At 60.7% G+C, this 11,572-nt stretch carries 12 protein-coding genes, 1 tRNA gene, 1 other RNA gene and 1 pseudogene; 7 read left to right on the forward strand and 8 right to left on the reverse strand.

Annotated features, from left to right (window positions below; translation table 11 throughout):
• Window positions 1-9: 9 nt before the first annotated feature.
• Both RY831_RS06210 and RY831_RS06215 read right to left on the reverse strand, forming a co-directional pair.
• Window positions 10-1,824: a methyl-accepting chemotaxis protein gene (locus tag RY831_RS06210; protein ID WP_326505449.1), complete on the reverse strand. Its 1,815-nt coding sequence runs from the start codon at window positions 1,822-1,824 to the stop codon at window positions 10-12.
• Window positions 1,825-1,964: 140 nt separating this feature from the next.
• Window positions 1,965-2,037: transfer RNA gene (locus tag RY831_RS06215), tRNA-Ala, on the reverse strand.
• A 135-nt stretch (window positions 2,038-2,172) separates the two neighbouring features.
• On the opposite strand from RY831_RS06215, the gene RY831_RS06220 reads away from it, so the two are divergent.
• The 5 genes from RY831_RS06220 (at window position 2,173) to RY831_RS06240 (ending at window position 4,395) form a co-directional block, all read left to right on the forward strand.
• Window positions 2,173-2,436: a DUF904 domain-containing protein gene (locus tag RY831_RS06220; protein WP_437126226.1), complete on the forward strand. Its 264-nt coding sequence runs from the start codon at window positions 2,173-2,175 to the stop codon at window positions 2,434-2,436.
• Window positions 2,433-2,744 (forward strand): cell division protein ZapA, encoded by a 312-nt coding sequence (locus RY831_RS06225; protein ID WP_326505450.1) that lies wholly within the window; start codon window positions 2,433-2,435, stop codon window positions 2,742-2,744. Before RY831_RS06220 ends, RY831_RS06225 begins: the two co-directional genes overlap by 4 nt.
• 67 nt (window positions 2,745-2,811) lie before the next feature.
• A non-coding RNA gene (ssrS, locus tag RY831_RS06230) (6S RNA) lies at window positions 2,812-2,992 on the forward strand.
• A gap of 138 nt (window positions 2,993-3,130) precedes the next feature.
• Window positions 3,131-3,577, forward strand: coding sequence for an EVE domain-containing protein (locus RY831_RS06235; protein ID WP_326505451.1), 447 nt, complete (start codon window positions 3,131-3,133; stop codon window positions 3,575-3,577).
• A 14-nt stretch (window positions 3,578-3,591) separates the two neighbouring features.
• Window positions 3,592-4,395, forward strand: coding sequence for a sulfite exporter TauE/SafE family protein (locus RY831_RS06240; RefSeq protein ID WP_326505452.1), 804 nt, complete (start codon window positions 3,592-3,594; stop codon window positions 4,393-4,395).
• A 63-nt stretch (window positions 4,396-4,458) separates the two neighbouring features.
• Here RY831_RS06240 and RY831_RS06245 read toward each other — a convergent pair whose 3' ends face one another.
• Genes RY831_RS06245 through RY831_RS06260 form a run of 4 tightly spaced genes read right to left on the reverse strand, consistent with a single transcriptional unit; the run spans window position 4,459 to window position 8,444 of the window.
• Window positions 4,459-5,967: a malonate--CoA ligase gene (locus tag RY831_RS06245; RefSeq protein ID WP_326505453.1), complete on the reverse strand. Its 1,509-nt coding sequence runs from the start codon at window positions 5,965-5,967 to the stop codon at window positions 4,459-4,461.
• 5 nt (window positions 5,968-5,972) lie between these two features.
• Window positions 5,973-6,743 (reverse strand): enoyl-CoA hydratase/isomerase family protein, encoded by a 771-nt coding sequence (locus RY831_RS06250; RefSeq protein ID WP_326505454.1) that lies wholly within the window; start codon window positions 6,741-6,743, stop codon window positions 5,973-5,975.
• A gap of 6 nt (window positions 6,744-6,749) precedes the next feature.
• The gene (lgt, locus tag RY831_RS06255) at window positions 6,750-7,547 is read right to left on the reverse strand and encodes a prolipoprotein diacylglyceryl transferase (RefSeq protein ID WP_326505455.1); all 798 of its coding nucleotides are present in this window, start codon (window positions 7,545-7,547) and stop codon (window positions 6,750-6,752) included.
• Window positions 7,548-8,444, reverse strand: a complete 897-nt coding sequence (locus RY831_RS06260) for a LysR family transcriptional regulator (RefSeq protein WP_326505456.1) — start codon at window positions 8,442-8,444, stop codon at window positions 7,548-7,550.
• Window positions 8,445-8,609: 165 nt separating this feature from the next.
• On the opposite strand from RY831_RS06260, the gene ilvD reads away from it, so the two are divergent.
• On the forward strand, window positions 8,610-10,484 hold the full coding sequence (gene ilvD, locus RY831_RS06265) for a dihydroxy-acid dehydratase (RefSeq protein ID WP_326505457.1): 1,875 nt from the start codon (window positions 8,610-8,612) through the stop codon (window positions 10,482-10,484).
• A 96-nt stretch (window positions 10,485-10,580) separates the two neighbouring features.
• Here the strand turns inward: ilvD and RY831_RS06270 are convergent, their stop codons facing one another.
• On the reverse strand, window positions 10,581-10,799 hold the full coding sequence (locus tag RY831_RS06270; RefSeq protein ID WP_326505458.1) for a TIGR04438 family Trp-rich protein: 219 nt from the start codon (window positions 10,797-10,799) through the stop codon (window positions 10,581-10,583).
• Between the two features lie 169 nt (window positions 10,800-10,968).
• On the opposite strand from RY831_RS06270, the gene RY831_RS06275 reads away from it, so the two are divergent.
• Window positions 10,969-11,277: a c-type cytochrome gene (locus RY831_RS06275; protein WP_326505459.1), complete on the forward strand. Its 309-nt coding sequence runs from the start codon at window positions 10,969-10,971 to the stop codon at window positions 11,275-11,277.
• Between the two features lie 140 nt (window positions 11,278-11,417).
• Here RY831_RS06275 and RY831_RS06280 read toward each other — a convergent pair.
• Window positions 11,418-11,572, reverse strand: a pseudogene (locus tag RY831_RS06280) (branched-chain amino acid ABC transporter substrate-binding protein); the annotation flags it as partial.

An 11,572-nucleotide genomic window follows, 5' to 3' on the forward strand; every position in this document is an offset into this window, starting at 1 on the left:
TGCCGGACTCTAAATGTTGACCGCAAAGCTCGACACGCCGGCCTGCAGGTCCTTCGCCGCATACTGCAATTGCTGTACGGCTTCGCTGGTGGCCTTCAATGCATCGACCGCCTGCTGCGTGGCATCGTTCAACTGCGTCATCGTTTCGCTGATCTGCGAGGCGCCCACCGCCTGCGACTGCATGCCTTCGAGCACCATGTCGAACCGGGGCGGCAGCTTCTGCACCTGCTCCACCACCACCGTCAGCCCGTCGCTGACCTGGCGGGCCTCTTCGACGCTGCGCCGGATATCTTCGGAAAATTTGTCCATGCCCATCACGCTGGCCGATACCGCGGACTGCATCTCCTTGAGCATCTGCTCGATGTCCCAGGTCGCGACCGATGTCTGATCGGCCAGGCGGCGGATTTCCGTGGCCACGACCGAAAACCCGCGGCCGGCTTCTCCGGCTTTCTCGGCTTCGATTGCGGCATTGAGGGAGAGGATATTGGTTTGATCGGCAACCTTGGTGATGGTCGTAAGGACCGCGTTGATGTTGCTTGCCTTCTCCGACAACGCGGCCAGTTTGGCGTTGATGGAGTCGGTCGCGCTGACCATGCGTTGCATGCTGTGGTCCATGCGGCGAAGGTTGCCGAGCGCGTCGGACGTGGCGGATGTTGTATCTTCGGCAACCTGATTGACTTCCTGCATCGCCTTGACAAGTTGCGCGGTGTTGGCGGAAATCTCCTTGGTTGTGCTCAGCACTTCAATGCTGGTTTGCGCCTGCTCGACGCCGGTCGATTCCTGCTGGCGGGCGGAAGCTGCAATTTCGGTGGTGGAAGTGGCGACCTGGATGCCGGCCTTCTGTACCCGATCGAGCAACAGGCGCAAATTGTCGAACATGGTCGCCAGTCCGGTTCCCAGGCGGCCGATGGCATCGTCGCCGCTGACCGTCACGCGGCCGGTCAGGTCGCCGCTGGTCGCGCGCGACACCACGTCCAGCAGCAGGTCGACCTTGCGTTTCAGTTCATCGGTCGACTGCCTTTCGCGCGCCTGCGTGTCCTGGAGGGTTTGCGCCATCAGATTGAATTGGGCAGTGACCTGACCCAGGTCATCCCGGCTGAGGACGTCGGCGCGTGCCGACGGATCGCCGCCAGCCATGCGGCTCAGCGCCGCGGTGAGGTGGCCAAGCGGCCGCAGGATGGAGCGCGCCAGGGAGACGGCGATCAGCAGCGCTATCAGCACCGCGGAGAGTCCGCCGAGCGTCAGAAGCAGCAGCATGTTTTGGCGCGCGTCGTTTGCCTGCGACGCACGCTCCGTCAGCAGGCGATTTTCTTCCGCATTGAATTCGGACAGCAACTCATGCACCGTGGCCACATCCGTAAAGCCGGTAATGATCAGGGGGTCGCGCGAAAGCTGATCCAGCGCCCCTGGCGCTGATGGCATGTTCCGTCGCTTGTCAATCATCGGCTGAACGATGTTTTTCAGCCAATTGTTGAGCAGGGGCTCAATCTTTCGCAGGCGATCCTGCTGCACGGGATTGTCTGCCGACAGAGTCTTCAACTGCGCAAGGTGCGCACGCATCGCGTTTTCGCTTTCACCGACTGACTGGAGCGATTTTTCGTTTCCCGTCAGGACATAGCCGCGGAACTGCGCCTGTATATCGCGGACGTCCGCTTCGAGTCCGTTGCTTTGCAGCAGAAGCTGCAAGGTATGCCGATCCCAGCGGTTGGCCGTGGTCAGCTGGGTAAAGTTGTAGAAGGCGGTGAGAAGAAGTACAAGAAGCAGTGCAACGATGGCGCCGAATCCGGCATAGAGCTTTTTCTGAATACTCAAATCTTTAAACATGAACTCTCCTGGCGACACTTGCACTTGATTTCATGCCTGCCGGTGCAATGGCATCGGTCGGGTACTTCGCATGAAATGTGGCAAGTGTAGCCTGAAGTGCGCCGGTATTGAAAAACGCGGCGGGAAGCGGATGATTCGTGTGGAGCGGAGGAGGATCGAACTCCCGACCTTCGCATTGCGAACGCGACGCTCTCCCAGCTGAGCTACCGCCCCATGCAATGCATTTTATGAACCGGCATCGGAAGAGGCAAGGAGGCCAAACAGGACCCGACCGGATGCGAAACGGTCTTATCGTGCCTTGCGAAGGCAGAGAATTCAGGAATGTCCTTAAAAAGGAACTCCAAGTAATTGAATCTATTGACTGAAATTCGTCAAGCCTACTATAGTTGCGGAATGATTTCCGAATTTCATCAACTTTCTGAAAAAATCGAGCAGCTTGCGGAGCTGACCGGATCGCTGCGTCGTGAAAACGCCGAGCTGCGCGCATCGCTTGCTGCGGCGACGGCCGAGAATGCCGATCTCTCCAGGCGCATCGAGGAAGCATATCAGCGTGTCTCCGCGCTGCTGGAGCAGATTCCGGCTGCTGATGAAGCCAACGAGGAGACAGCGTGATCCAGGTCGACGTTACCATCATGGGCCAGCCGTACAAGCTGGCATGCAGGGAAGGCGAAGAAACCGCATTGCGGCAGGCGGTCGATTACCTCGATCAGAAAATGTGCATGATCCGCGACGCAGGCAAGATCAAGGGCACAGACCGCATCGCGGTCATGGCCGCGCTTGGTATTGCAGCCGAGTTCCTCACGACGAAAACCGAAGAGGGACCTTTTGCCGACATGACAGTGGCCGATGTCAAGCAGAAAATTGCCGCGATGCATACGGTGCTCGATGCAGCGCTTGCGCCGCAGGAAACTCTGTTTTAGTTCCATAAAAACATCAGGAATATTTTCATTCAAACCTTTGACAGCAGGCTCGATTCGAGTAAACTTAAATCTCCTGCCGTGTTCGCGATTGCCATATATTCCTTGAACCATTTATGAGCATAGGTTGCGGAATTTCGTTCGATGGGCGTGATCGTCGCTAGTCCGATGAACCCGAAATTGAGCTAACTGTGACCACCTTGAACCGCTAGGTTCGGGATGCCGGCAAAGACGGCACAGGCGGGGCTTAATACCGAGGCGGCTGCATGAAGATGCAGCCGCTTTTTTGTGCGCGTCGCATTTGTTCGCTGCTTCCGACAGTCGTTGGCGGCATGACGCGTTCGTGTGGTGCCACTGATCTGCGAGAGATGAACAAGCAATACTGGTTGATGAAATCCGAACCCGATGAGGTGAGCATCGATGACGCCCTGGCCGCACCCGGCGGCTTGGTGCCGTGGGTAGGCGTTCGCAATTATCAGGCACGCAACTTCATGCGCGATGCGATGCGCATCGGCGACGGCGTGCTGTTCTATCACTCGAGCTGCGCGGAACCGGGCATTGCGGGATTGGCGGAAGTGGCCAGCACGCCATATCCGGACCCGACCCAGTTCGATCCAGCCAGCAAATATCACGACCCGAAGTCCAGCCCGGAAAATCCGCGCTGGCTGCTGGTCGATGTGCGAGCCACCCGCAAGACGCGGCTGATGGCGCTGCCGGAAATGCGGAGTCTTCCCGACCTCGCCGAGATGCAGATCCTCAAGCGCGGCAACCGGCTTTCCATCACTCCCGTATCCGCTTTCGAGTGGCGGTGTATCATCGACCGCATTTCAAAATAATTAGAAAGAACCGGATGGACATTTCGCTGATTGCGGCGTTGCTGGCGCTTGGGGCGGCAGTGGGTTACGCTGCCGGCTTGCTGGGCATTGGCGGCGGCATGCTGCTGGTGCCGTTCATGACCATGGTGCTCACCGCAAGGAATTTTCCGGAGGAGCATATCGTCCATATGGCGATTGCGACCTCGCTGGCCACCATCATGTTCACATCCATCTCATCGGTGCGTGCGCATCATGCGCGCGGCGCAGTGCTGTGGAACGTAGTCAAGCTGCTGGCGCCGGGCATCCTGATCGGTTCGTGGATAGGGCCATGGATAGGCGCACAGCTGGACTCCGAGGCGCTGGCGATGTCGTTCGCTATCTTCGTAGCCTTTTCCGCCACCCAGATGCTGCTCGACAAGAAGCCTGCCGCATCGCGCGACTTGCCCAAGCCTCCGGGAATGTTCGCAGCGGGAGGCGTCATTGGCGTGCTGGCGGGACTGGTCGGGGCGGGAGGCGGCTTCGTTTCCGTGCCTTTCATGACCTGGTGCAACGTGAAGATTCATAACGCGGTAGCCACCAGCGCCGCCTTGGGCTTTCCGATCGCGCTCGCCGGCACTCTGTCGAACATCTACTATGGCCTCAACGAACCCGATCTGCCGAGCGGCTCGCTGGGCTACATCTATCTGCCGGCATTGCTGGTGATTTCCCTGGCGAGCGTGACGACGGCGCCGCTGGGCGCAAGGACCGCGCACAAGCTGCCGGTGAAATCGCTCAAGAGAGTGTTCGCCATCATTCTGTATGTACTGGCGGCCTACATGCTCTACAAGGCCTTCGACTGAGCATTTGCCCAGGCTAAACGGGCGCATGCCGCAGTGGCGCTGCGCCCGGCCCGCTCGATCTGATCAGCCGTCCCTGAACTGGTCGCGCAGCATATTTTTCTGCACCTTACCCATGGTGTTGCGCGGCAGGTCATGGACGAAAACCACACGCTTGGGCACCTTGAAGTTCGCGATCTTCGATTTCAGTTCATTGATGATGTCTTGCTCGGTGAGCGCATTGTCGGTCTTGGTGACCACGACCGCGGTGACGGCCTCGCCGAAATCGGGATGCGGAATGCCGATGACCGCCGATTCCACCACGCCTTCCATTTCATCGATGAAGGATTCCACTTCCTTCGGATAGACGTTGTAGCCGCCGGAAATGATCAGGTCCTTGCTGCGGCCGAGGATGCTGAGGTAACCGCGCGCATCGAAACGGCCGACATCGCCGGTCTTGAAGTAGCCGTCGGCGGTAAATTCTTCCGCCGTCTTTTCCGGCATGCGCCAGTAGCCGGAAAAGACATTCGGGCCTTTTACCTGGATGTCGCCGACCTCGTCCACGCCGCATGGCGTGCCATCGCCCTTGACCACGCGCACCGATACGCCCGGCAGGGGCAGTCCCACCGTGCCGCCGATGCGCTCGCCGTCATACGGGTTCGATACCAGCATTGCGGTCTCGCTCATGCCGTAGCGTTCCAGGATCGTATGTCCGGTGCGTTCCCTGAACTGGTTGAAGGTATCCGTCAGCAGGGGCGCGGAGCCCGAGACAAACAACCGCATGTTGGCGCATAGATCCTTGTCGAAGCTTGGCTCGGCGACCAGCCGGACATAGTAGGTCGGCACGCCCATGAAGACGCTTGCGCGCGGCAGGCAGCGCAGCACTTCGGCGGTGTCGAAGCGCGGAAGGAAAATCATCTTGCTGCCATTGAGCAGCGCGCCATGCGAAGCCACGAACAGGCCATGCACATGGAACAGCGGCAGCGCATGCAGCAGCACGTCGCCCGGCTGCCAGCGCCAGGCTTCCTGCAGGACCAGCGCATTCGAGCTCAGGTTTTCATGGCTCAGCATCGCTCCCTTGCTGCGGCCGGTCGTGCCCGAGGTGTAGAGGATGGCGGCCAGATCGCCAGGTGCGCTGTCCACCGTTTCGAAGCTGCTCGACTGCAGCGCGGCGCGCACCAGCAGCGACCCGGTGCGATCGTCGCCCAGCGTGAAGACATGCTTCGTCCCGCTGGCAAATGCAATCTGCGAAATCCAGCCGAAGTTCTGCGGCGAGCATACGACTACCTCGGGCTGGGCATTGTCGATGAAGTAAGCCATTTCCGCGGCGCGATACGCGATGTTCAGCGGCAGGTACACGTAGCCGGCGCGAACCGTGGCCAGATACAGGATCAGCGCTTCCGGCGACTTCTCCACCTGGACCGCGACGCGTGCACCCTTTTCCAGCTTCAGCCCCTTGAGCAGGTTGGCCATCTTCGCGCTGGCGCGGTCGATGTCGTTCCATGAATAGTACAGGCCTTCATGCGTCTCGATGCAGCAGGCAGTGCGGTCGTCCGGAAAGCGGCTCTCGAAAAGGGCATACAGGTTGGCGTTCATTATTGTCATAGTCCTTTGAAATCGGGTTTGCGTTTTTCGAGGAAGCTCGCGATGCCCTCGCGGTAGTCCTGTGAATCGAGCAGGGCAAACGCGGCTTGCATCTCCTGTTCGCTGAGCGGGACCGGCGACGACAGCCTGCGCGCCAGCACCTTGTTCATGCGAGCGGCGAGCGGGGCACCTTGTGCGATGCGGCGCGCCGCTTCCATCGCGGCGGCGGGAACGTCTTCGGCTAGCCGGCTGATCAGGCCCTTTTCCTTCGCTTCCGCGGCGTCGAAGACGCGTCCCTCGAGCAGGATTTCCAGTGCCGCTGCCTTGCCGATCAGGTTCAGCAGGTGCTGCATTTCTCCCGGCGCGAGAGCAAAACCGAGGCGGTTGATCGGAATGCCGAAGCGCGCCTGCGGCGACGCGATGCGAATATCGCAGGCCGAGGCGATCTCCAGCCCGCCGCCGACGCAGACGCCCTCGATTGCGGCAATGGTGGGATGCCGGCATTCGGCAATCGCCGTCAGTGCCTTGCCGATGAGTTCGGTATGGTATTCGACGCCTTGTTCGAGCGTGCCGCGAATGGCGGCAAATTCCTCGATGTCGGCACCGGCGGCAAAGTTGCCGTCCTCGCCGCCGACCACGATGCAGCGCAGCGTGTCGTCGGCGGATGCCTCGCTAAAGACCTCGCGCAGCCTTTTCCACATGGCGACGTCGACCGCGTTGAGCTTGCCGGGATTTGACAGCCAGACCCGGGCGAGCTGGCCGTCCCGTTCAATGCGAATGTCCGACATGTGCGTTCAGGCGCGGTGCCTGCGATAGGTGATGAACAGGGCGACGATGCCGAATGCCACCATCGGCAGTGACAGCATCTGGCCGGCGGAAATGGTCAGCCCGGCAAAGTGAACCTCATAGTCGGGCGTGCGGAAATACTCGGTGCAGAAGCGCGCGACACCGTACCCGCCGACAAACAGGGCGCCGACCGCCAGCGGAGGACGCTGCTTTCGCGCATAGATCCACACGATGATGAACAGCAGCAGCCCATCCACCAGCGCCTGGTAGATCGGCGAGGGATGGCGCGGAATGGCATCGACGTTGGGCCAGATCATGGCCCAGGGCAGCGACGGGTCTGCGGGACGGCCGGGGAGCTCCGCATTGATGAAGTTGCCGATCCGGCCGGCGGCATAGCCGAGGGGCACCATCGGCGCGATGAAGTCGTACACCGCCACGGTGCTGCGGCCCGTTTTCCGCGCCCACAGCGCCATCGCCAGCAGCACGCCGATGAAGCCGCCATGGAAGGACATGCCGCCTTTCCAGACGGCGAAGATCTGCAACGGATTCGAAAGGTAGTAGCCGGGCTGGTAGAACAGCACTTCGCCGAGCCGCCCGCCGATGATGACGCCGAGCACGCCGTAGAACAGCATGTCGTCCAGGTTTTCAGGCTTCCATCCGGCCGCGGCCATGTGCGGCTGGCGCGCGCGCATGCGGCCCAGCACCAGGAATTGCACGAATGCCGCTAGATACATCAATCCATACCAGTGAACGGACAGCGGTCCGATGGAAAATGCGATCGGGTCGGGAAGCGGGTGTGTCAGCATCTATTTCTTTCTTCGCAGGAGTTCAAGGAAGGTCCGCAGGACCGGGGACCGATTGTCGCGGCGCCATGCAAGCCCGGTCTCGATCGACACGGCTTTCTCGGACAGCCGATGGTATTCCACCCCGGGGCGTTGCAGGTTCGACACGGATTGTGGCACAAGAGCAATGCCCATGCCGGCCGACACCAGGCCAACGATAGTTTGCATCTGTATCGCTTCCTGCCCGATGCGGGGTGTCAATCCTACATCACGGAAACATCCAAGAATGGCATCGTGGAAAGCCGGTGCAATACGCCTTGGAAAGATGATCAGGGGCATATCCGCGACCTCCTGCAAATGGATGGTCTTGCGTTGGCGAAGGCTTCGCAGCCCTTGCGGGGCCGCCAGTACCAGCGGCTCCGAAAATACGGCGAGATAGTCCAGTTCCAGGCGCGCCTTGTCATGCAGGGGCGGAATCAGCAGCCCGGCATCGATGCGGCCCTGCATCAGGTCTTCCACTTGCACATCGGTAGTCGCTTCGCGCAGGTCGATATGTACCTGCGGATGACGCTCGCGGAATTCCCGCAGCAAGGGCGGCAGCACGCTGTAGTCTGCGGTGGAGACAAAGGACAGCGACAGCATGCCGGATTCGCCGGATGCTGCGCGCCGCGCCAGGTCGGGCAGGGCGGCAGTCTGCTGCAGGATGCGGCGCGCTTCGGGCAGCAGCGCCTCTCCGGCCGGCGTCAGGGCGACGCTGCGCCGGGTCCGTTCGAACAGGGACGTGCCAAGGGCCGCTTCCAGCGCCTGTATCGTCTGGGACAGCGGCGGCTGCGTCATGTGCAGGCGGGCGGCGGCCCGGCCGAAGTGGTTTTCCTCGGCCACGGCGATGAAATAGCGCAACTGGCGCAGTTCGATATTCATATGCAATTCGACTCAATGAGGAATGAATCATATATTTGACACGCGCATGTGGGCAAGGCACTCTAGCGGTCCCTGCCGCGCTTCCTTGCGAGAGTCCGTGACTTCGATAGTCAAAGACTTCACTTGGGAGAAGCGAGCTGCCTTTTTGCAATATTGGAGACGAGCATGCCTCAGTACCGTTCCCGCACCACCACCCACGGCCGCAACATGGCCGGCGCACGCGCTCTCTGGCGCGCCACCGGCATGAAGGACGGCGACTTTGAAAAACCGATCATCGCCGTGGTCAATTCCTTCACCCAATTCGTGCCCGGCCACGTGCACCTGAAGGATCTGGGGCAGATGGTGGCGCGCGAAATCGAAGCGGCGGGTGGCGTCGCCAAGGAATTCAATACGATCGCGGTCGACGACGGCATCGCCATGGGTCACGGAGGCATGCTGTATTCGCTGCCTTCGCGCGAACTGATCGCCGATTCGGTCGAGTACATGGTCAATGCCCATTGCGCCGACGCGATGGTCTGCATTTCCAACTGCGACAAGATCACGCCCGGCATGCTGATGGCCGCGATGCGCCTGAACATTCCGGTGGTGTTCGTCTCCGGCGGTCCGATGGAAGCCGGCAAGGTTATCGAAGCGCTGCACGGCAAGCAGGAAGGCACCCAGAAAATCATCAAGGTCGACCTGATTGATGCCATGATCCAGGCCGGCGATCCGAAGGTATCGGATGCCCAGGTCGCCAACATCGAACGCTCGGCCTGCCCGACCTGCGGCTCCTGCTCCGGCATGTTCACCGCGAACTCGATGAACTGCCTGACCGAAGCGCTGGGCCTTTCGCTGCCCGGGAACGGCACCATCGTCGCCACCCACGCCGACCGCAAGGAACTGTTCCTGAAAGCCGGCCGCCTGGTGGTCGAGCTTGCCAAGCGCTACTACGAACAGGACGACGCCTCGGCCCTGCCGCGCAACATCGCCACCAAGACCGCGTTCGAGAATGCGATGGCGCTGGATGTGTCGATGGGCGGTTCCACCAACACCGTGCTGCACCTGCTGGCCGCGGCGCAGGAAGCCGGCGTCGATTTCACCATGGCCGACATCGACCGCATCTCGCGCAAGGTGCCCTGCCTGTGCAAGGTGGCGCCGGCGACGCAGGATTACCATATCGAGGACGTGCATCGCGCCGGCGGCATCGTCGCCATTCTCGGCGAGCTTGATCGCGCCGGCCTGCTCGACACCTCGGTGCCGACCGTGCACAGCAAGACCATGGCCGAGTCGATCGCCAAGCACGACATCATGTTGAACAAGGACGCCGCGGTGCAGCAGCGCTTCCTGGCCGCGCCGGGCGGCGTGCCGACCCAGGTTGCATTCTCCCAGGACAAGCGTTTCGACAAGCTCGATGACGACCGGGCGCACGGCTGCATCCGCGACCTGGAGCATGCGTATTCCAAGGATGGCGGCCTTGCGGTTCTGTACGGGAACATCGCCGAAAAGGGCTGCATCGTCAAGACCGCTGGGGTCGATGAAAGCATTCTGAAGTTCACTGGCAAGGCGCGCGTGTTTGAGAGCCAGGACGCGGCCGTCGAAGCGATTCTCGGAGACGTAGTCAAGGAAGGCGAAGTCGTCATCATTCGCTATGAGGGTCCGAAGGGCGGCCCTGGCATGCAGGAGATGCTGTATCCGACTTCGTACATCAAGTCCAAGGGGCTCGGCAAGAAGTGCGCGCTGTTCACCGATGGCCGCTTCTCCGGCGGCTCGTCGGGCCTGGTGATCGGCCACGCTTCGCCGGAAGCTGCGGAAGGCGGCGCGATCGGTCTCGTCAATGACGGCGACACCATCGAGATCGACATCCCCGAGCGCCGCATCCATCTCGCCATCAGCGATGCCGAACTGGCGCAGCGCCGCGCCGCGATGGAAGCGAAGGGCGACAAGGCCTGGAAGCCGGAGAACCGCGAGCGCGTGGTGTCGCAAGCCTTGCAGGCTTATGCGGCGCTGGCCACATCGGCCGACCGCGGCGCAGTACGCGATCTGGCGCAGCTCAAGCGCTGATGCGCAACGGATAGGCAGGCTGCAAGTCAGCAAGACGAAAGGGGCGCAGAAGCGCCCCTTTTTATTTGCCTGCTGGCTGCGAATCCGCCCCGGCTTTTACTTTTTGAACGCTTTGTCGATGCGTTCCTGGCGTGCCTTGTCCTGCTGCCTGTTTGCCTTGCGCTTGTCGAGTCCGAGCATGCGCTCGATGAATTCGAACCAGACGAATGCCACCAGCAGCAGGCCGGCGATCCACCACCATGACAGTTCGGCGAATGGTCCGATCTCGAAGTAACGGAGGGCGGATAATAAAACAATGGCAATGATGATCGGCATGGCGGAGTCCTTTCCTGCAGGATATTGCGAAAGAGTGTAACGGTCAACCGATGCCGTCAACCCGTTTTCCCGATGCTGCGTTTGCATCAATACGCATTACTGGTTCTGCATTACATGATCCGAAATGAAACGCAGTAAAATGGTGCGGCTTTTTCAACTGGAGATATGAATGAAAGCTTCTTTGTTGGTGTTGTTGGCGGCAGGTGCTTTGGTTTCGAACGCTGCGCTGGCGAATGCGGATCTGGCGAAAGCGAAGAATTGCATGGCATGCCACGCGATGGGTAACAAGGTGGTTGGTCCTTCCTACAAGGACATCGCTGCGAAATACGCGGGACAGAAGGATGCCGAGGACAAGCTGGTCCAGAAAGTCATCAAGGGTGGCGCGGGAGTCTGGGGCGCGGTGCCGATGCCGGCGAATGCCCAGGTCAGCGAGGCCGAGTCCCGCACGCTGGTGAAGTGGATCCTGTCGCAAAAATAAGCAACGCCATTCCAGCTGCAGATCAAGCGCCCGGAAGGGCGCTTTTTTATTGCCCTTTGCACTCTGCATCGCCCGCGCCAAAGACCAGGCGGCGTAAAAAAGCCCGGTCCTCGGACCGGGCTTTCGAGAGGCAGGAAAGCTTACTTGACGACAGCAACCTGTTCGCGCTTGCCACCCTTGTAGGTGTAGAGCGTCAGCGTGCCGTCCTTGATGTCGCCCTTCGGGTCGAACACGATGTTGCCGGTCACGCCCTTGTAGTTGATCTTCTGCAGTTCGGGCAGGTACTTCGCCGGAT

This window comes from Noviherbaspirillum album (genome assembly GCF_035916955.1).
Lineage (GTDB): Bacteria > Pseudomonadota > Gammaproteobacteria > Burkholderiales > Burkholderiaceae_D > Noviherbaspirillum > Noviherbaspirillum album.

Bases quoted from the DNA above. Each gene is read 5' to 3' on its own strand.
- RY831_RS06210 (WP_326505449.1), bottom strand. From the start codon at position 1,824: ATGTTTAAAGATTTGAGTATTCAGAAAAAGCTCTATGCCGGATTCGGC.
- RY831_RS06235 (WP_326505451.1), top strand. From the start codon at position 3,131: ATGAAATCCGAACCCGATGAGGTGAGCATCGATGACGCCCTGGCCGCA.
- RY831_RS06240 (WP_326505452.1), top strand. From the start codon at position 3,592: ATGGACATTTCGCTGATTGCGGCGTTGCTGGCGCTTGGGGCGGCAGTG.
- RY831_RS06245 (WP_326505453.1), bottom strand. From the start codon at position 5,967: ATGAACGCCAACCTGTATGCCCTTTTCGAGAGCCGCTTTCCGGACGAC.
- RY831_RS06250 (WP_326505454.1), bottom strand. From the start codon at position 6,743: ATGTCGGACATTCGCATTGAACGGGACGGCCAGCTCGCCCGGGTCTGG.
- lgt (WP_326505455.1), bottom strand. From the start codon at position 7,547: ATGCTGACACACCCGCTTCCCGACCCGATCGCATTTTCCATCGGACCG.
- RY831_RS06260 (WP_326505456.1), bottom strand. From the start codon at position 8,444: ATGAATATCGAACTGCGCCAGTTGCGCTATTTCATCGCCGTGGCCGAG.
- ilvD (WP_326505457.1), top strand. From the start codon at position 8,610: ATGCCTCAGTACCGTTCCCGCACCACCACCCACGGCCGCAACATGGCC.
- RY831_RS06270 (WP_326505458.1), bottom strand. From the start codon at position 10,799: ATGCCGATCATCATTGCCATTGTTTTATTATCCGCCCTCCGTTACTTC.
- RY831_RS06275 (WP_326505459.1), top strand. From the start codon at position 10,969: ATGAAAGCTTCTTTGTTGGTGTTGTTGGCGGCAGGTGCTTTGGTTTCG.